Source organism: Paenibacillus sp. 79R4, assembly GCF_013393165.1.
GTDB lineage: Bacteria > Bacillota > Bacilli > Paenibacillales > Paenibacillaceae > Fontibacillus.
Genome location: NZ_QJOT01000004.1, coordinates 200622 through 225730 on the forward strand (window position 1 = coordinate 200622; position 25109 = coordinate 225730).

25 protein-coding genes, 1 riboswitch and 1 other annotated feature are annotated in these 25109 nt (G+C 47.6%); of the genes, 3 read left to right on the top strand and 22 right to left on the bottom strand.

Going from position 1 to position 25109, the window contains the following annotated elements:
* Window positions 1–104: 104 nt before the first annotated feature.
* The 3 genes from serS to DMN77_RS06880 all read right to left on the bottom strand — a co-directional run bounded on the left by serS (window position 105) and on the right by DMN77_RS06880 (window position 2760).
* Window positions 105–1388 (bottom strand): serine--tRNA ligase, encoded by a 1284-nt coding sequence (gene serS / locus DMN77_RS06870; protein WP_179014138.1) that lies wholly within the window; start codon window positions 1386–1388, stop codon window positions 105–107.
* A 389-nt stretch (window positions 1389–1777) separates the two neighbouring features.
* Complete coding sequence (locus DMN77_RS06875; RefSeq protein WP_068781767.1) at window positions 1778–2170, bottom strand: hypothetical protein; 393 nt, start codon at window positions 2168–2170, stop codon at window positions 1778–1780.
* On the bottom strand, window positions 2167–2760 hold the full coding sequence (locus tag DMN77_RS06880) for a CPBP family intramembrane glutamic endopeptidase (protein ID WP_068781832.1): 594 nt from the start codon (window positions 2758–2760) through the stop codon (window positions 2167–2169). Before DMN77_RS06880 ends, DMN77_RS06875 begins: the two co-directional genes overlap by 4 nt.
* A gap of 95 nt (window positions 2761–2855) precedes the next feature.
* Here DMN77_RS06880 and DMN77_RS06885 point away from each other — a divergent pair, with 95 nt between their 5' ends.
* Window positions 2856–3791, top strand: coding sequence for a hypothetical protein (locus DMN77_RS06885; protein WP_179014140.1), 936 nt, complete (start codon window positions 2856–2858; stop codon window positions 3789–3791).
* A gap of 155 nt (window positions 3792–3946) precedes the next feature.
* Window positions 3947–4173 (top strand) — a binding site (T-box leader).
* A gap of 223 nt (window positions 4174–4396) precedes the next feature.
* On the top strand, window positions 4397–5986 hold the full coding sequence (serA, locus tag DMN77_RS06890) for a phosphoglycerate dehydrogenase (RefSeq protein WP_179014141.1): 1590 nt from the start codon (window positions 4397–4399) through the stop codon (window positions 5984–5986).
* A 163-nt stretch (window positions 5987–6149) separates the two neighbouring features.
* On the opposite strand, the gene DMN77_RS06895 is transcribed toward serA, so the two are convergent.
* The 17 genes from DMN77_RS06895 to ribD form a co-directional block, all read right to left on the bottom strand.
* The gene (locus DMN77_RS06895; RefSeq protein ID WP_068781770.1) at window positions 6150–7589 is read right to left on the bottom strand and encodes a HAMP domain-containing sensor histidine kinase; all 1440 of its coding nucleotides are present in this window, start codon (window positions 7587–7589) and stop codon (window positions 6150–6152) included.
* Window positions 7590–8306: a response regulator transcription factor gene (locus DMN77_RS06900; protein ID WP_068781771.1), complete on the bottom strand. Its 717-nt coding sequence runs from the start codon at window positions 8304–8306 to the stop codon at window positions 7590–7592. It abuts the gene before it with no gap.
* A 63-nt stretch (window positions 8307–8369) separates the two neighbouring features.
* Window positions 8370–9635: a c-type cytochrome biogenesis protein CcsB gene (ccsB, locus tag DMN77_RS06905; RefSeq protein WP_179014143.1), complete on the bottom strand. Its 1266-nt coding sequence runs from the start codon at window positions 9633–9635 to the stop codon at window positions 8370–8372.
* 2 nt (window positions 9636–9637) lie between these two features.
* Window positions 9638–11308, bottom strand: coding sequence for a cytochrome c biogenesis protein ResB (resB, locus tag DMN77_RS06910; RefSeq protein WP_179014145.1), 1671 nt, complete (start codon window positions 11306–11308; stop codon window positions 9638–9640).
* 5 nt (window positions 11309–11313) lie between these two features.
* Complete coding sequence (locus DMN77_RS06915; RefSeq protein ID WP_068781774.1) at window positions 11314–11847, bottom strand: redoxin domain-containing protein; 534 nt, start codon at window positions 11845–11847, stop codon at window positions 11314–11316.
* Window positions 11848–11974: 127 nt separating this feature from the next.
* A complete protein-coding gene (locus DMN77_RS06920; protein ID WP_082790153.1) occupies window positions 11975–12811 on the bottom strand; it encodes a pseudouridine synthase in 837 nt (278 codons plus the stop codon).
* A gap of 154 nt (window positions 12812–12965) precedes the next feature.
* Entirely contained in the window at window positions 12966–13499 is a 534-nt protein-coding gene (locus DMN77_RS06925; RefSeq protein ID WP_068781775.1) for a spore maturation protein, read from the bottom strand.
* A 16-nt stretch (window positions 13500–13515) separates the two neighbouring features.
* On the bottom strand, window positions 13516–14142 hold the full coding sequence (locus DMN77_RS06930) for a nucleoside recognition domain-containing protein (RefSeq protein ID WP_179014146.1): 627 nt from the start codon (window positions 14140–14142) through the stop codon (window positions 13516–13518).
* 42 nt (window positions 14143–14184) lie between these two features.
* Window positions 14185–15348 carry a D-alanyl-D-alanine carboxypeptidase family protein gene (locus tag DMN77_RS06935; RefSeq protein ID WP_179014312.1) on the bottom strand — a complete coding sequence of 388 codons (1164 nt, stop codon included), beginning with the start codon at window positions 15346–15348 and terminating at the stop codon, window positions 14185–14187.
* Window positions 15349–15622: 274 nt separating this feature from the next.
* Entirely contained in the window at window positions 15623–16072 is a 450-nt protein-coding gene (gene ytfJ, locus DMN77_RS06940; RefSeq protein ID WP_068781777.1) for a GerW family sporulation protein, read from the bottom strand.
* 114 nt (window positions 16073–16186) lie between these two features.
* Entirely contained in the window at window positions 16187–16897 is a 711-nt protein-coding gene (locus DMN77_RS06945) for a DUF2953 domain-containing protein (protein WP_179014148.1), read from the bottom strand.
* Between the two features lie 144 nt (window positions 16898–17041).
* Window positions 17042–17674: an SMC-Scp complex subunit ScpB gene (scpB, locus tag DMN77_RS06950; protein ID WP_068781779.1), complete on the bottom strand. Its 633-nt coding sequence runs from the start codon at window positions 17672–17674 to the stop codon at window positions 17042–17044.
* Window positions 17643–18455 (bottom strand): segregation and condensation protein A, encoded by an 813-nt coding sequence (locus DMN77_RS06955; RefSeq protein ID WP_068781780.1) that lies wholly within the window; start codon window positions 18453–18455, stop codon window positions 17643–17645. The genes scpB and DMN77_RS06955 overlap by 32 nt, the downstream gene beginning before the upstream one ends.
* Window positions 18456–18534: 79 nt before the next feature.
* Window positions 18535–19002 carry a 6,7-dimethyl-8-ribityllumazine synthase gene (gene ribH, locus DMN77_RS06960; protein ID WP_068781781.1) on the bottom strand — a complete coding sequence of 156 codons (468 nt, stop codon included), beginning with the start codon at window positions 19000–19002 and terminating at the stop codon, window positions 18535–18537.
* A gap of 58 nt (window positions 19003–19060) precedes the next feature.
* Window positions 19061–20293 (bottom strand): bifunctional 3,4-dihydroxy-2-butanone-4-phosphate synthase/GTP cyclohydrolase II, encoded by a 1233-nt coding sequence (locus DMN77_RS06965; protein WP_068781782.1) that lies wholly within the window; start codon window positions 20291–20293, stop codon window positions 19061–19063.
* A 99-nt stretch (window positions 20294–20392) separates the two neighbouring features.
* The gene (ribE, locus tag DMN77_RS06970) at window positions 20393–21064 is read right to left on the bottom strand and encodes a riboflavin synthase (RefSeq protein WP_179014149.1); all 672 of its coding nucleotides are present in this window, start codon (window positions 21062–21064) and stop codon (window positions 20393–20395) included.
* 30 nt (window positions 21065–21094) lie between these two features.
* Window positions 21095–22198, bottom strand: coding sequence for a bifunctional diaminohydroxyphosphoribosylaminopyrimidine deaminase/5-amino-6-(5-phosphoribosylamino)uracil reductase RibD (gene ribD / locus DMN77_RS06975; protein ID WP_179014151.1), 1104 nt, complete (start codon window positions 22196–22198; stop codon window positions 21095–21097).
* A 262-nt stretch (window positions 22199–22460) separates the two neighbouring features.
* Window positions 22461–22654: riboswitch (FMN riboswitch) on the bottom strand.
* Window positions 22655–22839: 185 nt separating this feature from the next.
* Here ribD and tlp point away from each other — a divergent pair.
* Complete coding sequence (gene tlp / locus DMN77_RS06980) at window positions 22840–23061, top strand: small acid-soluble spore protein Tlp (protein ID WP_068781785.1); 222 nt, start codon at window positions 22840–22842, stop codon at window positions 23059–23061.
* A gap of 65 nt (window positions 23062–23126) precedes the next feature.
* Here tlp and DMN77_RS06985 read toward each other — a convergent pair whose 3' ends face one another.
* Window positions 23127–23561, bottom strand: coding sequence for a peptidylprolyl isomerase (locus DMN77_RS06985; RefSeq protein ID WP_068781786.1), 435 nt, complete (start codon window positions 23559–23561; stop codon window positions 23127–23129).
* 186 nt (window positions 23562–23747) lie between these two features.
* Window positions 23748–25079, bottom strand: a complete 1332-nt coding sequence (gene lysA / locus DMN77_RS06990) for a diaminopimelate decarboxylase (RefSeq protein ID WP_068781787.1) — start codon at window positions 25077–25079, stop codon at window positions 23748–23750.
* Between the last annotated feature and the right edge of the window lie 30 nt (window positions 25080–25109).

The following is a 25109-nucleotide window of genomic DNA, read 5'->3' on the forward strand; positions in this document are numbered from 1 at the left end:
GAACAACCTCCTTAGTTATGATAAAATCACACTTATTGTTCGCCCTTTAAAACAAACTCATGCGACATAAATACAGGAAAGCATTGTATAACAGGCTGATTCCCTTAATTCTGCGGTAGCAGTTCAGTGCGCCCGCCCAAATATTTGCGCAGGGCAGGCGGAACATAAATCGAACCATCCTTCCGCTGATGGTTCTCCAGCAGCGGGATTAATATTCTCGGCGAAGCGACCGCTGTGTTGTTCAACGTATAGCAATATTGCAGCTTCCCTTGCTCATCCCGGCAGCGAATATTCGACCTTCTCGCCTGGAAGCTATGCAGATCCGATGCCGAGTGCGTCTCGCCATAATTGTTCCGGCTTGGCATCCAGGTCTCAAGGTCGTACTGCTTGTAGGTTTTCTGCGACATATCGCCAGCGCATACTGCCATCACCCGATAGGGAAGCTCCAAGGCCTGCAGAAGCTGCTCCGAATGCGCGGTAATCTCTTGCAGCAATTGTTCCGACAAGGCAGGATCAGGCTTACAGATAACAACCATCTCCACTTTGGCAAATTGATGAACCCGGTATAATCCGCGGACATCCCTTCCCGCTGACCCGACCTCACTGCGAAAACAATTCGAAATACCGGCTAGCTTAATTGGCTTCTCCACATCCACGATTTCTCCCCCATAATAGGAGACAAGCGGCACTTCGGACGTACCCACCATCCATAGCGATTCGTCCTGTACAGCATAAGCCTGATCTTGGCCGGTTGGAAAAAAGCCGGTGTTCATCATATTTTCTTCGCGAACCATCATTGGAACGTCAAACGGAATAAAGTCATGTTCCAGAAGCAAATCCAGTGCGAGCTGCTGAACGGCGCGATGGAGAAGCAGTCCCATCCCCTTCAAATAATAGCTGCGGCTCCCACCAACCTTAACCCCGCGCGGGATGTCAATCATATCGTGACGGATGCCCAAATCGACGTGATCAAGCGGATCGAACGACCATGATGGCTGCGCTCCCCATCTTCGAACCTCGACATTGTCCGCATCCGAACTTCCTTCCGGCGTATCGGGAGAAGGGACATTCGGAATAAGCATCATAAGGCGTTCAAGCTCACTATTCACTTGATCCAGCTTCTGCGACAGGCTCGCAATCCGCTCGTTAAGCTGCTTGAGCTCGCCTTTGCTTCGCTCGGCTTCATCAGCCTTTCCTGCTTGCAATAGCTCAGCCACCTGAGCGGAACCTTCATTTCTCTTCTTTCGCATCCCTTCAACTTCCCGCAGCAGCTCCTTTCTCCGATCGTTCTTCCGCAAGCATTCTTCTACAGATACCTCGATCCCTTTCTTGTTCGCAGCCGCCTGCACTTCGGCGGCGTGGTCTCGAATCCAGTGAATATCCAGCATTTCTAACCGCTCCTTTTGGCTTTGATAAAAATACAAAGAGCGCCCTCATCCCTTGGGACGAGGAGCGCTCTGCTCGCGGTGCCACCCAATTTACTGAAGCGCAACAATGCTGCTTCAATCACTTGGTTCCGCGATAACGGGCGGTCCGTTAAACTTAGGATAGACATCTCTATCTTGACGAGAACGCCTCTGAGTTGGAATCTCTTCATCGGCATTTTTCCGGTTATGTTCTTGTGGTCTACATCATATATGCAGCTTGCTCAAAAAGTCAAGCCAATACGCCTTGTAAAAAAAGGTTCATCAAGTAAATTGGCCTTTGGATCACGGCCGCTCATGCTTGCATGACTTTAATTGGCATCCTTATCGATAGCGGGCTTTTTGAGCTTCATCTACAGACCGTATTTTTGACCCCAGGGGGATTTGCTGATGCCCCACCATAACAAAAAGACGAGCAATCCTATAAAGATATATAATAGCGAGTTGAGGAACCACTTCTGCAGCTTCAGCCGTTGTGACGGAAACATTTGCTTGCGTGTCGGCAGGTCCTTCATATTGGTTCCATCAGCTTCGTCTTGTTCCTGGAATGCTTCATCCGGAGCTTCGTTCACAAACGGAATCTCCTCCCGGGATAAGTCCTCATGCTCTTCCTTCTGGTAGTCCGCCAAGAAATCCGGTCCTGTTCTACTGGCTCTCGCTTCTGATGAGCGACGCTGTCTGCTCTTGGTGTGTTTGGTCTCACGGCTGCGTTGATACCGTTCAACCCTGCTCAAACGCTCACTCATGTTTCCCTCCGATATTTAATGACTAGCCCGGATACAAGGTCGATAATGAAATGGCATAAAATAGGCGCCCACAGCGTCCCTGTCAGAACATAAATATAACCCAGTCCATAGCTGCTCAAAAATACCCACCCGGTCGGAATCCAATGCTTCAAATAACGGACATGAATCACTGCAAACAGAATACTCGTCCAATAGATGCCAAGTCCATGCTGGACAGCTCCCCGGAACAGCAACTCCTCGCAGATCGCTACTACCAGGCAGATCAGTACAATATGCCAGATAGGACGGCTTCGAAAGAGCATATTGTTAATTCCCCCATCGTCCATGCTATCCTCTCCGACAAATCTGGAAATAAGCATATCTGCACAAAACATAATACCGGCCAATCCGATACTATAGTATGCAAATTCAGGATGTTCAGGAAATGTTAACACATTTAGGGGGTTTCGCTTCTGAAATAACAAAATGATTAGACCGATAAATAAAGTAAGTCCTTGAGTAAGATACAAATTGATCAGCAAGATTCGCTCATTCAGTTGACCGGGATCGACCTTTTGTATCTTGATTTTGTCAAATTTGAACTTTTTCATATAATTTGTCAAACCCTGTCCTTTATAATGATATTGAGATGAATACATATTTGTTCGCTCATGGACTGAAAAATATGAATTAAGGAGCGGTACTCATGAATCGCAAATCGAATTCCTCCCGTGGTGAGATGCTGTTTACAATGGGCTTTCTCTTCACCTTGATCGCCGCCTTCGGGACGTTCTTTCTGGGCTTGCAGATCGGCGTCAGCAAGACGGAGGCGAAATACGCCAGCATCGCTAATTATGACTATGTGCTTGAATCCGATGGTTCCTATCAGCAGCAGGATTTGGTCACCTTTTATTTTACCGTCTTTCAGCCGTACCAGAATTTCAAGAACAACTACGTCTCAACCATGGACAGGTACCATCGAGGCGCTCATGGCGACGGGGATGCGATCTCCAGTCAGACGCTGAAGCAGCTGCGCAAATCTGCCCAGGATCAGTACAAGGAAGTTGCCTCGTATCAGGTGTCCAGCAACTCTCCGCTTTTGCTTGAAGCACAGGCCGACATTCTGAAGAGTCTGCGGCTCTTTGATGAGAATATCGATCGATCAGTCAAACAGACGAGCGTTATTACATTAGCCAAGCTGTCCGATCGCTCGGAGGCGAACGATGAATTTCTGGAGAGCGCAGTAAATTTCGGGCTTCAGGCTCAAAATAAGTTCTATGCATCCATCTTGAAATGGAGTTCCAAATACGACAAATCCATTCCGGACTCATTCAACTTCAATACAAACGCTACGATCAAGGAATGGAAGACATACTCCTTCGCCATAAAAAATAAAGCTGTCGCTGATATTATGCTTAAGGACAAAATGTATGTGAACTATCTGCCTCAAGATATGACGGCTAAGATTGATCAAATGATTACTAGCGGAAAAGCATCATCGCTCAATCTTAATTCTGTGCAGTCCGTTGTGAAAATTCTCACAGAAACAGAAGCTATTCAAGAAAATGAATTTCTAAAATGGAAACCTGCTTTTTATAAATCCGAGTCGCTTCCTGAACTGCCTTTTTTCTTCGAGGACTGAAGGTTTCAGACAGAAAAACAGAGTTTTTTCGACATTAACAAAATCATAACTAAAAAAACGGGCAGATTCAAGAGCGCCCCGGCCCCGGGCTATTGTACCATTCACAGTATTGACACCTTTCTTAGACCATGGTACATTATGAAAAATCATACTCGTGAAAAACAATGAAGGAACATGGCTGCTATGAAACTCCCAGAGAGCCGGTGGTGCTGCGAACCGGTAGTGTACATAACAGCTTAAGCGATCCTGAGTCACTGCGTTGAAGCTCAAGTAGGCGCAGTCGGAGAACTCCGTTATCAGTTTTGTCTTAACGACAAATGAGGCTGCTTCTGCGAAGAGGCAGTGAATTAGGGTGGTACCACGAACAACTCTCGTCCCTTACTACGGTAGTAGTATGCGGATTGAGAGTTTTTTTGTTGCCTGGATACACGCTAAGCTGCTTCATAACACGTTGTGTCTTTGTCGCAGTATAACGGGAAATCGCTGAAGTGATAGAGCAATGACAATCCGGCAAGGCGATTGAACGAGCACACATTTATAGAAGTTGAACTACCAGTTCAGCTTATATATACAAAAAAAGACCATATTTAGGAGGCAAAGAAATCATGTTTAAAGTTCTTGTATCGGATCCGATCAGTGATCTGGGGATTCAACAGCTCGTGGAAGCCAGTGACGTCGTAATAGACAAAAAGACAGGACTTAGCGAAGATGAACTGGTTCAAATCATTCCTGAATACGACGCATTGCTTGTTCGCAGCCAGACCAAGGTGACCGACAAAATTATGGAAGCCGGTAAAAACCTCAAGGTGATCGGCCGCGCCGGCGTGGGCGTTGATAACATCAACCTCGAAGCGGCAACGCAACGCGGAATTATCGTTATCAATGCGCCGGATGGCAACACGATTACAACCTGCGAGCATGCCTTCGCAATGATGATGGCCCTTGCCCGCCATATTCCGCAGGCTTATGCCAAGACCATCTCCGGAACCTGGGATCGTAAATTCCTTGGCGTAGAGCTTCGCAATAAGAAGCTTGGCGTGCTCGGTATGGGCCGGATTGGTTCGGAAGTTGCCAAGCGGGCCAAAGCATTCGGCATGGATATTCTCGGTTATGATCCGTTCCTGACCGAAGACCGTGCAGAGAAGCTCGGAATCAAGCTGTCCAGCGTCGAGGATATCGTCCGTAATGCGGACTTTATTACGGTCCATACTCCTTTGACTCCGGAGACCAAGCATATGATCTCGCGCCCTCAATTCGAGATCATGAAGAAGGGCATGCGCATCATCAACTGTGCCCGCGGCGGAGTTATTGATGAAATGGCCCTCGTGGAAGCAATCGATCAAGGTATTGTAGCTGGAGCTGCCTTTGACGTATTTGAGAAGGAACCGCCGGAAGCGGATCATCCTTTCCTGAACAACCCTAAGATCATCGTTACACCGCATCTGGGTGCTTCCACCGTCGAAGCCCAAGAGAATGTAGCCATCGACGTATCGGAGCAAGTGCTGCACATCCTTCGCAACGAGCCGTTCAAGAATGCCGTGAACATGCCGCCGGTTGCACCAAGTGTAATGAATAAGCTTACGCCTTATTTCGAGCTTGGCGAGAAGATTGGCAAGCTTGCCGCTCAGCTGAATCAACAGGCTGTGCAAGAAATTCACGTGGATTATGCCGGAGATCTGGCCGAGGTGGATACTCAGCCATTAACCCGCTATATTATCAAAGGCGTGCTGTCCCGCCACTTCGGGGACGATGTCAACATCGTTAACTCGATCCATCTGGCCAAGGTGCGCGATGTGAAAGTGGCAGTCACCCAAGCCTCGGCAACGAAAGGCTTCACGAATTTGATCAGCGTAACGCTGAAAGCGCCGGATGGCACAGAACATTCCATCGCTGGAACACTGCTGAACGGCTATGGCGCAAGAATCGTCCAAATCGACAAGTATCCGGTGGATATCGCTCCAGAAGGCCATCTGATCTTCGTATCCCACAATGATATTCCAGGCATGGTCGGTCATGTAGGAACTCTGCTTGGCAGCAATGAAGTCAATATCGCTTCGATGCAGGTTGGACGCAAGATCGTAGGCGGTGCCGCGATCATGGTTCTTACCGTGGACAAGGCCGCTCCTGCCGAGGTCATTAGCAAGCTGACTCAATTGCCGGAGATCAATAAGGCGCAGCAAATGGCATTTATCTAAATTATTCAAATAAGAGCTGTCTCCCCGTCGTTATTCACGGTTTAGGGGGACAGCTTTCTTTTATTCGGAATTCGAAGAACATGTTCCACGTTGAACAAGATTTCTCTTGTTCGTTCAACAAAAAAACCATCCTTTCTGCAAACAGGATGGTCCTACATTCAAATTATTGATGCCTTTCGACAGGCAATATCATATGGAATATCGTCCCTTTGCCCAGCTCGCTCTCCGCCTGGATCGTACCTTGATGCGAATCCACGATGTTCTTCACAATAGACAATCCCAGTCCGGTTCCTACCGTTTCTCCCCGAACACGGGCCTTATCCGCCTTGTAGAACCTCTCGAAGATGAAAGCAAGGTCATCGGAAGGAATCCCTGCTCCGCTGTCCTTAATCGAGGCATGCAGCTCCTTGCCGAGCTTGCTCTCGCGGATATGGGCGCTGATTCCGATCTCTCCCCCATCCGGCGTATGCCTAAAGGCATTATCAAGCAAGTTCGTGAGTACCTGTTCCAGCCGGTCCTCATTGGCCTCTTCCAGATACATCGGCGAATCATCAACTTCCAGCTGAAGCGTGATATCATGCTCCTTGGCCCGCACCAGGAATTTGCGGTGCATCCGCTCCGCCAGCTCACGAAAGTCCATTTGTGCCATCGGCATATCAATATAACCTGCCTCCATCCGGGCCAGATCAAGCAAATCGCGGACGAGGCGGGTCATGCGAAGGGATTCATCATGAATGACTTGCACAAGCTCAGCTTGTTCCTCAGGCGTTGCCGCCATGCCGTCAAGCAGGGCTTCGCTATATCCTTGCATCATCGAGAGCGGTGTGCGAATCTCATGGGAGACGTTGGCGACGAAGTCGCTGCGCATTTTCTCCAGCTTGACCTGCTCCGTTACATCCCGCACGACAGCTACCGCACCACGAATCTCCCCATCTGAGGCGAGCGGGGTCATATGTACCGACCATACGCCTTTCTTCACATGAATATTCATGCTCTGGTCGCCTTCCTGATCAAGTACACGATGGAACATAGGAATGAGCGGCTTCGGAATTCCGCTCCAATAATCATCCTCTGTCATTTCCTCCATCTCGGAGACCGAGTCCGGAAGATCGCCCCAGAGCTCAAGCACTTTCTCCCCCGGAGGATTCGTCAATATTATTGCGCCACTGCGGTCCAGTGTAATAACTGCATCATACATACTTCTAAGAACGCTGGACAAATGCTCCTTCTCATGCTTCAAGCTTCGGATAGTATTCTCCAGCTCTTCAGCCATATGATTGAAGGTAATCGATAAAGTTCCGATCTCATCGCTTGTGCGAAGCGACAGCCGAGTATCATACTTCCCCTTGCGAATCGAGTCTGCCGCGCGAATCAGCTGCTGCATCGGCTGCGTAATCTTGGTGAACAAGAACAACGCAAAGAAGGTGGTAAGTGAGAACCCAATCACACACACAATCACAAACATCTTCTTAATTGCCGCTGAATTCGTAAAGTTCGTATCGATATACGGCAGCAGGAATAATCCCAATATCAGCAGTACGCAAGCAACCAGGCCAATAATCGTCATCCACAGCTTGCCGACCAGCGATCTCCAGAAGCTCACTTACTTAGCAACCTCCAGTTTGTAACCAACACCCCATACTGTAGTGATCATGGCCGCTGATTCCGGAGATACTTTATTCAATTTTTCGCGCAGGCGTTTTACATGCGTATCTACTGTTCGAAGATCGCCGAAAAATTCATAATTCCAAACATCCTTCAGCAATTCCTCTCGTGAGAATACTTTATCCGGCGATACCGCCAAATAGTGCAGCAATTCATATTCCTTAGGAGTCAGGCTGACTTCCTGCCCATTGGCTGTAACACGGTGAGCGTCATGTTCAATAATAAGATGAGGGAACACGATGTTGTTGCTGGTCCCGCTTTCTTTGGTCAAGTAAGCAGTCGCAGAAGCGCGGCGCATAATCGCCTTGACACGATAAATGACTTCACGCGGGCTAAAAGGCTTAACGACATAATCGTCTGCACCGACCTCAAAGCCTTGAACCCGGTTCATCTCCTCACCCTTAGCCGTCAGCATCAGCACCGGCGTCGCTTTTACTTGTCTCAATCGATTGCACACTTCAATGCCATCGATTCCCGGCAGCATCACATCAAGCAGAATTAAGCCATAATCGTTGGACGTCGCTTTTTTCAGGGCGATTTCTCCATCCTCAGCTTCATCGATTTCGTATCCTTCTTTTTCCAAATACATTTTTAGCAATCGACGAATACGCTCCTCATCATCAACCACCAAAATGCGATTCTCTTGATCTGACATCAACAACAACCCCTTCATCATCTTACCCATTCACCAGAGCGAATTATAGGATTAATAATATTGTTAGTCTGTGCCCGCGTAAGAATGCAAACCTGCAATAATGAGATTAACACCCACGAGCGTAAACATTACCACAAGGAAACCAATCACGGCGATCCAAGATGCCTTGCGTCCGTGGAAGCCGCGAGACAAGCGCAGATGCAAATAAGCGCTGTAGTAGAGCCATGTAATGAGCGCCCATACTTCTTTGGGATCCCAACCCCAAAAACGGCCCCATGCTTGCTGGGCCCAAATCATAGCAAATACCAGTGCCCCAAGTGTAAAGATGGGAAATCCGATAGCGATCGCCCGGTAGCTGATCTCATCCGCATCATTCGGATCAATCCCTTTGACGGCAGGCGCTAGTACCTTGCTTAACGGACGGCGCAGAATAAGCCTTAGTAATAAATATAGCACAATCCCGGCAATTAGAGCCCATATCACCGTATTCAATTTACGGGCCGAGCTGGCTTCGCTCATCCATGACGGCGCTTCAAACCAAGCCCGATTCATTCCAAGGAACGATGGTACAGACTCGGCCTTACTCTGATAAGGCGCCACAATTGGCGGCATATGGTAAACTCCCTGTTGTTCTATTGTACTATCTTGTTGTACTTGGCTGTCAATCACTGTCTGATTTTGCGTAAATACAGCCTCATATCCAGCGGCCCGGAAGGCAAAAACCGACACAATAAAGCCCACTACTATAATAATAGAAAATAGCGTAAATTCAATCCATCTTTTTTGGCGGCGTGCTGATTTCTCGTTGCTATCGAATTCGATCGTGCGAAGCAGGTATAGCAGCGCGGCCACAAAACCAACCGCGAAGAAGGCCTCGCTGGTCGCTGCCAGCGTCACATGAATATACAGCCAGATTGAGCGTAACGAAGGGATGAGCGGTTGTACATCCTGCGGGAACACGGCGGCATACGCCATAATAATGATTGCGATCGGCAATGCGAACATGCCCAGCAATATTTTGCGATAGATCAGGAAGATCACGGTAAATGCTATCATCACCATCATAGACAGGAATGTCATGAACTCATACATATTGCTGACCGGAATATGCCCGCTGTAGGCCCAGCGAAATGCACAGTAAACCAGGTGCGACAGCAAGCCCAAGGAAGAGGTTACAAAGGAGATTCTCCCCCACTTCCGTTCATGACGCTGCGGGTCTCTATTCTTCCACGTCTTCCCCGTAACAGCAACTACATAAAAAATAAAAGAAGCACAGTACAGAAAAAAAGCAATCATAAATCCATATCGGCTGATTTCCAAAAAATTCATAGCTATTCCCCCCCATTTTCCAATGACTTCTCATCTGCTTCTATGCCCATCGTGCTTAGAAACGAAGATACTTCACGGCGCATGCCGAACCAGTTCTTCGTGGTGTGCGCTCCAAGCGTCAATATTCCTTCATCAATGCGGAGCCAGACTCGCCGATGCTGCCAATAGAAGCTCATGATCAAACCAAGCATAACGATTCCAAGTCCAAGCCAGACAAACGGCATGGCCCGGTCAATCCGAATATTCAAATAGCTGGACGAAGCGATGATGTCAATGTCCTCCATCGACTGTACGTCTAATTCCAGCTTGTTCTGCAGTCCGCCAAGCTTCTCATTAATCGCATCCTGCTGGAATCGCTCTTTATCGATCTGCTTCGGAAAATAGATGAACTGACTGCCTTCCTCAGGCAAATCCGGACCCTTCACTATAAAGAGAAATGCCGGAGCATTCGGGTCCCTGGATTTTGAAATAGGCTGCCCTTGTTCATTTAAGGAGAAATCCAAAAACTTATTTTTCAATTCCAAGGTGTAAGGACCAAGCTTGAACTCCTGTTGCGGGTTGTTCATCTCAAGCTTGAACTTTCCGTATTGCTCGCCGGTCACTTTATCCACCAGTACAGGCTGAACCGAACGGAGCTTAGGAGTTAAGTCAAAATCAAATTGATATACGCGCAGCCCTTTATAAGTCAAAGGGTCATTCACTTGAATCGCATGACGCTTCACTTCTTTGAGCAGAGGTTCCTTGGATGGATCATCGCAATTCGCAGTACATTCATATAGAACCGCCTGCGTCTCGAACAGCTTCGGAACCACTTTACCGGTCTTGCGGAATTCTTCGGACATTTCGTCCTCGGAATAATACTCCACGGTGAACTTCTCGTTCTTTAAATAAAGATCCGTTCCGGGAATTTTCGTCTCTTCCCCTTCAGGGAACCAATAATGCTGATCATAATGCAAGCCTGGCAAGCCCCTGAACAGTACGGCCAATAAGAATATGATTAGCCCGATATGTATAATATAGGGGCCCCAGCGGCTAAAGCGCTGCTTCTCAGCAAGAAGCGCAGCCTTCTCTGTATGCACGCGATAGCCTTTCTTCCTGAGGGGCTTGACAGCCCGCTCTACCCATTCGCTGCCTTTCTCTGCTACAGGCCCTTGATACACGACCTTCTGGCGCGTAAGGAACTGCATATGCTTAGGAATACGCTGCTTTGAAAGCGCTTTGTAAAGTGGCAACACGCGGTCCAGGCTGCAGATGACGAGGGACGCGCCGATCATCACCAGCAGCAGGACGAACCACCAGGATTCATAAGTGTGGGAGAGACCCAGCTTATAATAAATTTCACCGATCTGCCCGTACTTGTTCTTATAGAAGGTGGTCGGGTCAAAATTAATGAAATTGCTCTCCTGCTCAAAAATAGTGCCTAGCATGGCGCCTACCAGTGTAAAGATAATTAAATAAACCGCAACTTTCACCGATGAGAAAAAGTTCCAGATCCGATCGATAAAATTAGGGTTTACGCGTTGGGAACGCCGGGCCACACCATCATAACGCATTTCCAACAGTCCCTTGGAATCGCCGATGTCCTCCAGCGGCTTCCCACAGGATTCGCACAGGACCGTGCCGACCCGATTTTGATGACCGCATTCGCATTTTGTATTCTCTATCCATGCCATAACCTCTACCCCTCAGTCTGTACAAGCCGCTTAATCTGCTCATTCAATGTTTTCAGATTCAGCTCACCTTGTTGGATAGAAGCGATTTTCCCTTTTTTATCTACAAAAAAGGTTGTTGGCATCGGTACGACTCCATAATCGCGAACAGCTTCGTTATCTGTGTCAAATAGAATCGGAAAATCAGTACCAAGCTGCTGTGTAAAATTAGTTACCGTCATCTGATCTTCCCCTGTGTTGATGCCAAGCACAACAACTCCAGAGTCGCGCCACTTCTCCCACTGCTGCTGCAGAGCAGGCATTTCATTTACGCAGTAGGTACACCAGGTAGCCCAGAAATTGATGACGATCGCTTTGCCTTTATATTCGTCCAGGGTATGTACTTTGCCATCAAGTCCAAGCAGCTTTACCGCTGGAGGTTTGCCGCCAACCACAGGCTTGTCGTTCCCCCGGCCGAACACCGCCGAACTGATGGCATATGCTCCTAACACTACAATGCAGAGCAATACTATAATTTGAACAGGACGTCTCGCCTTCCCCATATCAATTCTCCTCACTATGACAATTTTCATAAATCAATGAACAAATCGTGAACATCCTATGAACATTATAACGAAAATTGCCATATTTTTCGCGAGGGGAATTATGAATATTATGTGTCTGAATGGGCTATTCTTTTTTTCGCGGTTTGAAATTTCCTTTGTTCTTGTTGGGCTTGACGGGTTTAGCGGGTTTAGCGGGCTTGTCCGAGCTTTCTCTTTTCAAAGGTTTGCTTGTTTTGCCTGCTGCTTCAGCTAGCTTATACAGACCTTCTACTTCTTCCTTCGTTAAGTGGCGATAGAGCCCTCTCTTCAAATTACCGAGAAATAAATCACCAAAGGAGATCCGCTTCAACTTGAGGACCGGATGTGATATCGCATCGAACATACGGCGCACCTGACGATTTCTTCCTTCATGGATCGTAATCGATATCGTCGATTGCTTCCCTTCCGGGTCGATATCATGATATTCGGCCTCTGCCGGGGCCGTCATTCCATCTTCAAGCATAATCCCTTGCTTAAGCTTGTCTAATTCGGTGCCATGAGGCACGCCCTTCACCGTGGCCAAATAGGTCTTGGATACATGATGCTTAGGATGAGTCAGCAGATGGGCAAAATCCCCGTCATTCGTTAAAATAAGCAGGCCTTCAGTATCGTAATCGAGACGTCCAACCGGATATAGTCTCTCTTTAATACCTTTCAGATAGTCGGTGACTATTTTTCTTCCCTGCGGGTCTGATGCACTTGTGATGACGCCCTTTGGCTTATTGAATACGAGATATACTTTCTTCTCTGCACCAATGGTTTTACCGTTTACGGTAATGACGTCTACATTCGGGTCAGCTTTTGTGCCAAGCGTGGTCACGACTTCATCGTTGACCATCACTTTGCCGCTCAATATTAATTCCTCACACTTTCGGCGCGAAGCTACGCCAGCATTGGCTAGTATTTTCTGTAATCTTTCCATTTTTTCATTAGTCACCTCAATACACATGATACCTATAGGAGATGAAATTCACAATAGGCCGCAAGAAAGCTGTTCATTTTACAAAAATATAACCGCCCAAGCAGGAACACCCCCAAGGCGGTTAGATTATATGTAAACTCTCTATTAAAAAGTATTAGCCGAATAAGAGCAAACAAATGAACACAGCAGCGAAAAATCCGACAATATCGGAGAACAAACCAACCTTGAGCGCATAACGCCCGTTGCGGATCCCGACAGCCCCAAAGTAAACGGTTAGTACGTACAAGGTGGTATCGGTACTCCCTTGAATGGTTGAGGCAATTCGTCCGATCAGGGAGTCCGGTCCATAGGTTTTAATCAGATCTGTTGTGAAAGCTAGAGAGCCGGTGCCTGTTAAAGGACGCAGCAGGCCTAACGGCAGCACCTCGGCAGGAATACGTAAATATTCAAACAAAGGCGATACCAGACCGACAAAAAACTCCAGCGCCCCTGAAGCCCGAAAGACGCTAATCGCCACCATCATGCCAACCAAATTGGGGATAATTCCAATCGCCGTATTAAAGCCATCTTTCGCTCCGTCCACGAAGGACTCGTATACAGGTACTTTTTTGAAATAAGCGTATAAAGGAATGAATGCGATCATAACCGGGACAGCCCAGGCGGACAGAAGATTAATCCACTCCAGCAATGAAGCTCACCCCTTTCTACCTCTTCAAGGTCATCGTATTCGGGGGGCTTAGCGGCGGTATTTTCTTGGAGTAGCGCCTGCGGTAGAATCGGTCGGCTACAATCGCCGCTATCGTTGCGATCGCGGTAGCGATAAGCGTAGAGCCTACGATCTCCGCCGGATTTGCCGAGTTGAAATTAAGCCTGATCGCGATTAAGGTCGTAGGAATCAAGGTAATACTCGCCGTATTGAGGGCAAGCAGTGTACACATCGCCGGAGAAGCCGTATCCTTGTCCGGATTCAACTCCTGAAGCTGCTGCATCGCCTTGATTCCCATCGGTGTAGCGGCATTTCCTAGGCCGAGCAGATTTGCGCTCATATTGGTGAGAATAAAGCCCATCGCCGGATGGTTTTTAGGAACATCGGGAAACAAATAAGATACTACAGGCCCCAGCAATTTGGAGATCGTCTTGATTAGCCCCGCATCCTCCGCCATCCGCATCATCCCTAGCCAGAAGACAAGTACGCTGATCAGACCGAAGCAAACCGTAACCCCCGTTGCAGCGCCGTCAAAGGCTGCTTGGGTTACCGTATTGATATCACCCTTGACCGCGGCGAACAAGAAGCCGATGACGATGAGTCCCAGCCATATTTTATTTACCATATCCCCTCGTCCCCCTAACTTTCAGCCCATCCATTTCTTCCCTTAATCCCCCGAAAATAACAAAGATCTTAATGCATGCTGAAATGAGGTAAACCAATCCGGCCGCATGCTGCCAGAGCTATAAACCTGCTGATACCGTTTCGGAACCGGCGGAAGGCTGCCGCGTTTGTAGACAGGAATCTTGCCGATTAGCTGCTGGTCCAACATAATGTGCAGCTCTCCCCGCCTGCCGAAGCTAAGCTCGTTCTCCTCCTGCAAGACCAGCTTCTTCCCGATCTGTCCCGATTCTTCTGAGGTTAGAGCATACTTAAAGCTTGTACCGGAAACAACACCGCTGTGCAAGCTTTGTCCTCTCTTGATGATCTCTACAAGCGGAAAATGCCCAAAGCCATAATCAAGCAGTCTGCGATGATCATTCCAGTCATCCCCATCATTAATCGTTACCACTACAAGCTGCTGGCCATTTCGGGTTGCTGAACTGACCAGACAACGTCTGGCTATTTTCGTATAACCTGTTTTTACACCGTCTGCTCCCTCGTAGAAGCGCAGCATTTTATTTTTGTTAATCCATTTATAATCCCAAGGATCATTTGGATTCGGTGCCTGTTTAACCTGCGTCTTAACGATCTCTTTAAAATCAGGATTATGCATTGCGTAGGCCGTTAGCTTGGCCAGATCTACTGCAGAAGAGTAATGATTTTTGGCGTCTAATCCATGTGGATTTTGAAATTGTGAGTGGTTAAGCCCTAGCAGCGCCGCCTTCTCGTTCATCAGACGAACGAACCCTTCCTCCGAACCGCCGACATGCTCGGCAATCGCTGTAGCCGCATCATTCCCTGAGCGCAGCATTAGTCCAAACAGCATATTTTCCAAGGTCATCTCTTCGCCCAAATGAAGATAAATCGACGAACCCTCTTTACCGAACGCAGCCCGACCCACCTTGACCTTATCGGATAATCGCCCATGTTCAATCGCCACAATCGCCGTCATGATTTTCGTCAGACTGGCAATCGGAAGCTCTTCATTTCCATGATGCTCATAGAGCACCCTGCCAGAGGCAACATCTAGCAGAGCTGCTGCTTGGGCATGATCCCCCGGGCTCTGCGGTCTATTTGGCTTCTCTTGCTCTTCAGCTTGTACCGCTAATGGATATAGCAGCAGCAGGCAACTCGTCAACAAGGATATAAAGCGTATCTTGGATGTCATTCTCATCGTCGTATTCCTTTCGGCTGAATGCTTGGCGAACTTGTATCATTATATGCATTTCACCAAGATAGTATGTCCCAACTTAGGGTAGTCAAAAAGACCACTTTTGATAAGAAAACCAGATCGAAGTCATTCAGGGAGGAGCAACCGCGATTCAAAGGATGGTTTTTTTCAAAAAAAGAACCCTCCCGGAGCTTCCGGAAAGGATCGTTTATTGCCCCTTGGGTGAAGCCAGGCTTGCACTTATCAAAAGTGGACTTTTTAGATTTCCTTTTTATAATTCTGTATGAACTTCGATTTTAGGCTCATCTTCTTTGCGACTTGGAATCATCGATTGAATTCTGTCAATTACATTCGGCAGCGCATCGATCATCTTCTCAGCCAAATGAGTCTGATTATCGAGTGGAACAATGTGTACTCCCTGAGTACCTACAACAAGAAAAGCAATCGGATTGATGGAGACACCGCCCCCACTACCACCGCCGAAAGGTCTTTTAGCATGGTCATCAGAACCGCTGGAGCTGCTCTTTTCATAATTATGATCATTCTCAACACAGAAATCACTGCCTCCGGCAGCAAAGCCAAAACCAACACGGCTGATTGGAAGAATCACACTACCGTCAGGTGTTTGAACAGGTTCACCGACAATGGTATTCACATCAACCATTTCTTTAATGTTCTCCATCGCCGTTTGCATTAGCCCTTGAATTGGATGTTCAGCCATTGTAACTTCCTCCTTAAGAATTGGGTTGAATAAGGACTTCCTACGCTTTTCGTAGTCTGCTCATACCGCGCATGTTGTATGTATGGGATTTAAGTCCTCAAGGTCCTTGAAGTCTCATTCGCGCTCTGATGATTTTGCTGATTTGGCTTTGGACAATATCTTAAGCCATTTGCGCAGCCCTTTATTCTCACGCAATACCCGAAAGATCAATACAAACGATGCATATAAGGCATAACCTAGGCGAATACGCGCTTTGCATTTTAATTGGCTGACAAATAAAGGAGGAGATCCAAATTTAGGTACCACGAATAGCTTGGGACGTTGTTGCAGTGAAATGCGATAAGATAAAAATCCGATAAGGGTCGATTTGAGCGCCCAAGCGAAACCGGTTAACGTTGCAGTATGCGCCGCATTGGATAGGGCAATATTAGTGGACCAATCCAATTGGGTAACCTTAATATGCTTCAATGTGGCTTTCATCCAGCCGCGAAGTCCAAGGATAGCTTCCAGCATTGTTCTAAAATCATCCGCCCATTGCTCAATCTTATGTTTATTAATTGCCTGCTCGTGATTTGCCGTCTGTCCCTCGTTCAAATTATTGCTGTTTTCTCCCCGGAAAATTAATCCTTCCTGCAAATTCTTCAGTTCAATCTCCGGTATTTTATAGTGAAGCGAGATCAGGCCAAAGAGCAATGTAACATCGATCGTAACCATGTCATTCTTATTGCTCTTCTTGGCAAAGAACTGAAGCTTGATATGCGATAATAGGAGTAACACAATGATGAGACACAGCAGGAACAGGCTGCTTCCGAGCCAAATCCACACGAGAACGCCCTCCATGCTATTCAGATAATAAGCTCTTAATAGTATGGCTGTTCACTATAAGAAACATTCGCAACGTAAAAAAACCTCTACCTATTACGGTAAAGGTCAATTACTGCAAAAAACAAAAAAAGGCTATTCGAACGGCTATTCGTCGTTATTCGTTAATTCCACTTTGTCACGCGCCACATCATCAAAGGTCAGCTGCTGCTCTTCCAGCTTCCTGAACAAGAGCTGTGTCTCCTCCTCAAGCTGATCTGAGGGCTGGATATCCTCCATAGCCGGCAGGTCCTTCAGATTGGCAAGCCCAAAATAGTCGAGAAATGCTTTGGTTGTCCCATAAAGAATCGGTCGGCCAATCGCTTCAGCCCGTCCTACTTCTTCAATCAGATCTTTGTTCACCAAAGTATGAATAGCCCGCTCCGATTTGACACCACGAATCTCTTCTACTTCAATCCGCGTTATCGGCTGACGGTAAGCGATAATCGATAATGTCTCAAGCGCCGCTTGGGATAAGGAGGACCGGGAAGGTGAATATGCCAGTCTCTCAAAATAAGGCGCATGCTGAGGCAAAGTCGCTAATTGATAATTGCCGGCAATTTGGACGACCTGCAGCCCCCGTTCCGCCCGTTCGAAAGAGCTCTTTAAATCCAAGAGAGCATCATTAATGATCTCCTTACGCTGCTCGGTTACTTCCGCCAGCTGTGCAACGCTGATTCCTTCCTCCCCGGCAAGAAATAGCAAACCTTCAATAATCGATTTCAATTCCTGAAAATTCATCGGCCGAACCTTCACCTCTCCACTCAATAACTATATCATCAAACAGTTTGTTCTGATAACAAACCACTTGCTTCATCTTCATCAATTCCAAGATAGCCAGAAACGTAACGACAATCTCATGACGATACATCTCCTCATGCAGCAGCTTGGAGAATAGCAACCGGCCTCCTCTACCGCTTCCTTCGAGCACGGAGACCACTTCTTGGATCCTGTCCTTCACAGAGATCTCATCGCGATGGATTCGCGCTACCGAGTTGCGTTTAACCGCTTTACGGATCGCCCTCTGAAAGGCTTCTATTAAATCCTGGGTATGCAGCCCCTTCACCGGATTCTCTTGAATTTCAGGCAAAAATGGAGTTAAGTCTTCAGGTTCCTTCGTAAAAATAAGGCTTCGCTCCCACTCCATTTCATGCAGCTGTTCGGCGATTCCTTTATACTTCCGGTACTCAATCAGTTGGCGAATCAGTTCTTCTTGCGGGTCCTCTTCCTCTTCATAATAGCCGTAATCTTCATCCAGCTCGATAACAGGCGGCTTGGGAAGCAACTGTTTGCTCTTAATCGATAGTAGTGTGGCCGCCATGACGAGAAATTCACTGGTAACCTCCAGCTCCAGCTCCTGCATGTTATGTAAATATTCAAGATACTGGTCGGTTATCTCGCTAATCGAGACCTGATTAATATCGATCTCCGCTTTATCAATCAAATGCAAGAGGAGATCAAGTGGCCCCTCGAACGCTTCCAGTTTATATAATACCGTCGTCAATGAACTTCCTCCACCCATAAAAATGCCTACGTAACATAAACATCTCGAATAAAATGAAAATGCAGTACCCTAAAAAGGGTACTACATTAAATAAGCACTATTTTAGCTGTTTCGTCAAGTTCGCCATTTCAATCGCCGCCATCGCCGAATCCCAGCCTTTGTTGCCTGCCTTCGTTCCAGCACGTTCAATCGCTTGCTCAATATTCTCGGTTGTTACCACTCCGAAGATGGTTGGTACCCCTGTCTTCAGGCCGATGGCTGCCACGCCTTTAGCGACTTCGTTGCAGACATAATCATAATGTGTTGTTGAACCGCGAATGACGGTTCCCAGCGTAATGACTGCATCGTATTTGCCGCTTTCCGCTAATTTCTGTGCCGCGAAAGGAATTTCGAACGCCCCGGGAACCCAGGCTACATATATTTCCTCTTCCTTGACACCATGCCGCTTCAATGCGTCTAACGCTCCACTCAGCAGCTTGCTCGTGATAAACTCATTAAACCGTCCAACAACGATCGCGTACTTTAAACCCTCAGATACTAAATGTCCTTCGAATACATGTGCCATATTTATCCATTCCCCTCAAATTGTTTGTTGTATTAGTTTCTAGACAGTAAAGTTAATATTATAAGGACTCATCCTGCTCGATATCATCAAATTGCAGCAGATGCCCCATTCTTAACTGCTTGGTATGCAAGTACCTGGTGTTGTCTTCATTGGCTTCCATTTGAATCGGCACCCGCTCAACCACTTTCAGGCCATAACCCTCAAGGCCCGTGATTTTACGCGGATTATTGGTCATGAGACGAATCTCGCGAATTCCCAAATCCTTCAAAATTTGCGCGCCAATCCCGTAATCGCGCAGATCTGGCGGGAACCCCAGCTTCAGATTGGCATCCACCGTATCGAAGCCTTGCTCTTGCAGCTTATAGGCTTTTAATTTATTGATCAGCCCAATACCGCGTCCTTCTTGACGCATATAGAGCAGTACACCTCTGCCTTCCTTCTCGATCTGACTCAGTGCTGCCGCAAATTGCGGGCCACAGTCGCAACGATGCGAATGGAAGACATCGCCGGTGAGACATTCGGAATGCACGCGCACCAGTGTGGGTGCATCACCACCGATATCGCCTTTTACAAGCGCCACATGCTCCTTGGAGTCAACATCATTGGTGTAGGCAACGACCCTGAAATCACCGAAATCAGTTGGCATATTCACTTCTACCTCGCGATTGACCAACTTTTCTTTCTCATTGCGATAATGGATCAGATCCTTGACACTGATCAGCTTCAGGTCGAAGGTTCTGGCCATTTCAGCCAGGTCCGGCAATCTCGCCATCGTCCCATCTTCCTTAACCACTTCGCAGATCACTCCTGCCGGGTATGCCCCGCACATCCGAGCCAGATCCACAGCGGCCTCCGTATGCCCGGCGCGGCGCAATACACCGCCCTTCTTGGCAATCAGTGGGAACATATGTCCCGGGCGGCGGAAATCGCTTGGCTTGGCCGCCGGGTCCATGAGCTTCTGAACGGTCAATGAACGCTCATGAGCGGATATGCCAGTTGAAGTAGCCTGGTGATCAATCGATACCGTAAAGGCTGTCCCGTGATTATCCGTATTTTGCGCCACCATCGGCTGCAGCTCCAGCTCCTCTGCTCGCTCTTGCGTAATCGGCAGGCAGACGAGTCCGCGACCCTCCGTAATCATAAAATTGATCACTTCCGGAGTGGCTTTCTCAGCTAGCGCTACAAAGTCTCCCTCATTCTCCCGATCCTCATCATCAACCACGATAATGACTTTGCCGCGCATTAAGTCATAAATCGCATCTTCAATTCGATCCAATTGAATATCTTTCATATGAATCCCCTCCTGCTATTGCTGCAAATTTCAAATGAATCTAAGGAACCGTAACTTCAAACTTTGCGTTCATTCATTTCCCTATAAGACCTGATGATGTCAGGCGAATCCATTCTCAACTAGAAATGATAAATTTACATTTGAAGGATTGCCGCTTTGCGATTGGCCTGATGGGTCATGGTTAAATTTCAGCAGATGCTCCACATACTTGCCTAGCACATCCGTCTCCAGATTGACCGTGTCCCCCGCACGTTTTAACGCTAGCACTGTCTCGCTCCAGGTATGTGGAATGATGGATACCCTGAACCTTCCTCCTTCAACGCTGACGACCGTCAGGCTGATGCCATCAATCGTAATCGAGCCTTGCGGGATAATGTATTTAAAAAGAGCTGGCTCCGAGGGTTCAATTTCAACGAAGACCGCATTTTGATCTTGACGCATGCTTGCAATCGTGCCGGTTCCGTCCACATGGCCTTGTACGATATGTCCGCCGAATCGTCCGCCAGCAGCCATAGCTCGTTCCAGATTCACCTTGCTGCCAGGCTTCAAACGGCTCAGATTCGTATGTCGATAAGTTTGTGGCATGACATCTACCGTAAAGCCGGAAGCTTCCAGGGAAGTGGCGGTCAGGCATACACCATTTACTGAGATGCTATCCCCCAGCTTCACATCGTCCATAATGCGGCTGGCCAGAATACCGAGAACCATCGCTTCCCCTTTATGGCTGATCGATTTCATCGTACCGATCTCTTCAACAATTCCAGTGAACATGATCTTGCCTCCTTGTTGCCCTGTATCAGGTTATACGGAATACATCGGCTGTCCTTTGACACAAATATTATCACCAATGAGCTCCACTTCCATATCCTTTAACACTATGCTATCTTGCATTCGTTCATAGCCGTCAAAGATAAAGCTCCCTGGAGACTCAAGGCCGCCAATGAGTTTGGGAGCCATAAATATCATCAATTCATCAACCAAATGATGCTGCAGCATCGACCCGTTGATCCTTCCTCCACCCTCGACCAGAATCGAGGCCATCTCACGTTCGCCAAGCAGGCGCATGGCAAGTTCCAGATCAACCTCTGGCCCGTCTCCACATATGATGATTTCAATGCCTTGCTCGCGCAGTGCATCTATTCTGTCTTGAGCCGCATGGCTTGTTGTCAATAGAATGGTCGGTGCCTTGCCATCCGTTAGGACTTGGCTATTCCCGGGAACCCTTAAGGCTGAATCCACGATAATTCGAACAGGAGATAACCCCGGAACCGACAACCTTGTTGTAAGCAGTGGATCATCGGCGATGACCGTTCCGACCCCCACCAGAATCGACTGATGCTGATGACGCAAGGTGTGCACGATTTCGCGGGCAGCCTCATTGGAGATCCATTTGCTGTCTCCGCTCTTCGAGGCGATCTTGCCGTCCAGAGTACTCGCTGTCTTAAGAGTGATATAGGGCAACTTCGTGGTAATATACTTGTTGAATTTTCTATTGAGCTTAATCGCCCGCTCACGCAGCACTCCGACTTCCACCTCAATGCCACTCTCGCGCAACATCTCGATCCCTCTGCCTGCTACACTTGGATTTGGATCTTCACAAGCTACAACGACACGCTTTACCTTCTCCCGAATGAGTCGCTGCGAGCATGGAGGCGTCATTCCGTAATGACTGCAAGGTTCCAAGGAGACATAGACCGTACTATCCTCGGCCTCAGCACCCGCCATGTTTAGAGCGTGAACCTCCGCATGGGCGGTTCCTCTTTTCAAATGTGTACCCATACCTATGACAGCCCCGTTCTTGACGACAACCGCGCCGACCACAGGATTAATTCCAGTCTGGCCCAAAGCACGCTCAGCCATATCCAGAGCAAGACCCATATAAAACTCATCGTTCAGCAGCTGCACTTTTCCCACCTCCCTCACTATCTAATCTGTTGTAGAACCCAAAAATAAAACCCCGACGGATTCTAATCCATCAGGGTTATTATGAGAGTGAGTACGCAAAAAAATCACATCGCTGAACAGACAAAGCCATCATGGCTATGCTGTAACAGAAGCTATGTACATTATGCACATTAACTTTGTGAAAATAAGAACTTAACGGCTGCAAATATGCGACATATTTAAGTATGTCCCAGCGCATAATGTTAGCCAAAAGCTCTGCTGCGTCTTCCTTCTCCCATCCAGACTATACTGTCGGTCCCGGAATCTCACCGGCTCAGCCATATATCTCATGATTAGAAATCAAGTGATATACAGGTCACGGACTCGTGCATGCATCTCATCAGGCTTAAGAAGCCCCATCAAATAACGCATGCCATCACCGTCGGTTGGGAATTGCACCCGACCCCGAAGGAAAAATTATTCGATTGTGCAAAACTTTGTTGCATAACGAATGTTATCACTATCCCCCTAAAAAATCAAGGATCGAACAAACTCTCCGCAGATAAGGCAAGCATTCTGTGAATAAAATCTCTTGCTGAGCAGATGATAATCACTGACGTCCAGCGTCGATTTTACAATCAAGACTTAAAGGAGGCAATTCCATGGCTAAGCCCGACGATCGTTCGGACAACGCGCAAAAATTAAGCAAACATATAAGTAATACCATCCAAAATTTTCGTGAAGGTCAGGACTACCTGAGCGAGCATGCCGATGAAATCTCCGGTACGGAAAAGCAGCAAATCGAGGACAAGAACAAGAAACGTCTAAGAAGCATTGAAGGATTCCGCGAAGAAATCAAGGATGAAAAGTCCGATCAGCAATAGTTCTAGAAAATAGCACTACAAGAAAGAGCCTGCGAGTTCGCAGGCTCTTATTGCATACATTTGTACTATTCGTCCCAAACTGTTACTTCTTGCATCTTGTCGCCAGGACGTACTTGATCCACAAGATCCATACCGGAGGTTACTTTGCCAAATACGGTATGTACCCCGTTAAGATGTGGTTGTTGTTCGTATACGATAAAGAATTGGCTGCCGCCAGTATCTTTACCCGCATGGGCCATGGACAAAACACCGCGTTCATGCTTTGTTACGTTCGTTGCTGTCTCGCATTTGATGGTGTAGCCAGGGCCACCTGTACCATTTCCGGTCGGGCATCCCCCTTGGGCTACAAAGCCCGGAATTACGCGATGGAACGTAAGTCCGTTGTAGAAACCGGAATTAGCCAGCTTCTCAAAGTTTGCTACCGTACCTGGTGCTTCTTCAGGCAGAAATTGAATTTCAACCACTCCGCCATTTTCCAATACGATCTTCCCTTTTTTCATATCGGTCACTTCCTCTTATTTAATCGTTAGTCAAAAACCTATTCCAGTGTACTATGAAATCTCCGGTAGAGCAAAGAGGAAGCCAATTATACAAAATGAAAAACCGTGAAGAATGCGCCATTCATGCGTTCTCCTCACGGTTCTAATCATTATTGACACAAAAGCCCGCTCTTAATCCTCAGACTCTCATTTGTAGGAGGGCTGCTTTGAAATCCGCTCAGGAATCGTATCATAAGCAACGATGTCATCGAGCGTCTCGCGCCTTACTACGATATCGCTGTGTCCATCCTTAACAAATACAACAGCTGGACGCGGAATCCGGTTGTAGTTGCTTGCCATCGCATAATTGTAAGCTCCCGTACAAGCCACTGCTAATAGATCTCCGGTGTTTACCGTTGGCAGCTCAATATCCCAGATCAGCATATCGCCTGTTTCACAGCATTTACCGGCAATCGATACCGTCTCTTCATTGGAATCGAAAGCACGGTTCGCCAGCAATGCCTCATATTTGGACTCATAAAGAGCCGGACGCGGATTGTCGGTCATGCCCCCATCGACAGCTACATATTTGCGTACGCCGGGAATGTCTTTATTCGTTCCAACCGTATAGAGCGTAGTACCGGCATCGCCTACAATACTGCGACCAGGCTCCACCCAAATTTCCGGAAGCTCAGGATAGCTAAGGCTAAAGTGCTGCTTAACAGCGTCCGTAATTGCTTTGACATAATCAGCAACCTTCAGCGGCTTATCCTCTTCCGTATATCTTATCCCAAAGCCCCCGCCAAGATTAACTACTTTAAACAGAACACCAAGCTGTTCCTTGACATGAGCCGCAAAATCAGCAACTCGCTCAACCGCTAACTGGAACCCCTCAACCTCAAAAATCTGCGAACCGATATGTGAATGCACCCCGAGCAGATTCAGATGATTGCACAAGCCCGCCGCCTTAACTGCTTCGAAGGCAGCTCCGTTTCCGATATCAAAACCAAATTTGGAATCGATCTGTCCGGTTGAAATATACTCATGCGTATGCGCTTCGACTCCAGGAGTCACGCGAAGCAAAATATTTACCACAGCGTTCTTCTCAGACGCAATGGCCTGCAGCATATGCAGCTCCACCAAATTATCGACTACAAAGCAGCCGATGCCCGCGTCAATAGCCATCCCCAGCTCAAATGGCGTCTTGTTGTTGCCGTGGAAGTGAATTCTCTGCGCAGGAAAGCCTGCTTGCAGTGCAGTATACAATTCGCCTTCTGATACTACGTCCAGGGACAGGCCTTCCTCTTCAACCAGCCGGCACATAGCCATAACACAAAAGGCTTTACTTGCATATGCAACCTGGAAGGACAAACCGGATGCCCGGAAGGCATCCATATATTCACGGCTCCGTTGCCGTATAAGGTCTTCATCTACAATATAGAGCGGTGTGCCGTAGGTCTCTTTGAGCTCTACTGTATCACAGCCGCCGATTTCCAGATGGCCTTTCGTATTAATTTTGCTCGTACCGTGTAAATACATCTATGCAATCCTCCACTGTTTTCAATTTTA

Bases quoted from the DNA above. Each gene is read 5' to 3' on its own strand.
- serS (WP_179014138.1), bottom strand. From the start codon at position 1,388: ATGCTGGATATTCACTGGATTCGAGACCACGCCGCCGAAGTGCAGGCG.
- DMN77_RS06875 (WP_068781767.1), bottom strand. From the start codon at position 2,170: ATGAGTGAGCGTTTGAGCAGGGTTGAACGGTATCAACGCAGCCGTGAG.
- DMN77_RS06880 (WP_068781832.1), bottom strand. From the start codon at position 2,760: ATGAAAAAGTTCAAATTTGACAAAATCAAGATACAAAAGGTCGATCCC.
- DMN77_RS06885 (WP_179014140.1), top strand. From the start codon at position 2,856: ATGAATCGCAAATCGAATTCCTCCCGTGGTGAGATGCTGTTTACAATG.
- serA (WP_179014141.1), top strand. From the start codon at position 4,397: ATGTTTAAAGTTCTTGTATCGGATCCGATCAGTGATCTGGGGATTCAA.
- DMN77_RS06900 (WP_068781771.1), bottom strand. From the start codon at position 8,306: ATGTCAGATCAAGAGAATCGCATTTTGGTGGTTGATGATGAGGAGCGT.
- ccsB (WP_179014143.1), bottom strand. From the start codon at position 9,635: ATGAATTTTTTGGAAATCAGCCGATATGGATTTATGATTGCTTTTTTT.
- resB (WP_179014145.1), bottom strand. From the start codon at position 11,308: ATGGCATGGATAGAGAATACAAAATGCGAATGCGGTCATCAAAATCGG.
- DMN77_RS06915 (WP_068781774.1), bottom strand. From the start codon at position 11,847: ATGGGGAAGGCGAGACGTCCTGTTCAAATTATAGTATTGCTCTGCATT.
- DMN77_RS06920 (WP_082790153.1), bottom strand. From the start codon at position 12,811: ATGGAAAGATTACAGAAAATACTAGCCAATGCTGGCGTAGCTTCGCGC.
- DMN77_RS06930 (WP_179014146.1), bottom strand. From the start codon at position 14,142: ATGGTAAATAAAATATGGCTGGGACTCATCGTCATCGGCTTCTTGTTC.
- DMN77_RS06935 (WP_179014312.1), bottom strand. From the start codon at position 15,348: ATGACATCCAAGATACGCTTTATATCCTTGTTGACGAGTTGCCTGCTG.
- ytfJ (WP_068781777.1), bottom strand. From the start codon at position 16,072: ATGGCTGAACATCCAATTCAAGGGCTAATGCAAACGGCGATGGAGAAC.
- scpB (WP_068781779.1), bottom strand. From the start codon at position 17,674: ATGAATTTTCAGGAATTGAAATCGATTATTGAAGGTTTGCTATTTCTT.
- DMN77_RS06955 (WP_068781780.1), bottom strand. From the start codon at position 18,455: ATGGGTGGAGGAAGTTCATTGACGACGGTATTATATAAACTGGAAGCG.
- ribH (WP_068781781.1), bottom strand. From the start codon at position 19,002: ATGGCACATGTATTCGAAGGACATTTAGTATCTGAGGGTTTAAAGTAC.
- DMN77_RS06965 (WP_068781782.1), bottom strand. From the start codon at position 20,293: ATGAAAGATATTCAATTGGATCGAATTGAAGATGCGATTTATGACTTA.
- ribE (WP_179014149.1), bottom strand. From the start codon at position 21,064: ATGTTCACTGGAATTGTTGAAGAGATCGGTACGATGAAATCGATCAGC.
- tlp (WP_068781785.1), top strand. From the start codon at position 22,840: ATGGCTAAGCCCGACGATCGTTCGGACAACGCGCAAAAATTAAGCAAA.
- DMN77_RS06985 (WP_068781786.1), bottom strand. From the start codon at position 23,561: ATGAAAAAAGGGAAGATCGTATTGGAAAATGGCGGAGTGGTTGAAATT.
- lysA (WP_068781787.1), bottom strand. From the start codon at position 25,079: ATGTATTTACACGGTACGAGCAAAATTAATACGAAAGGCCATCTGGAA.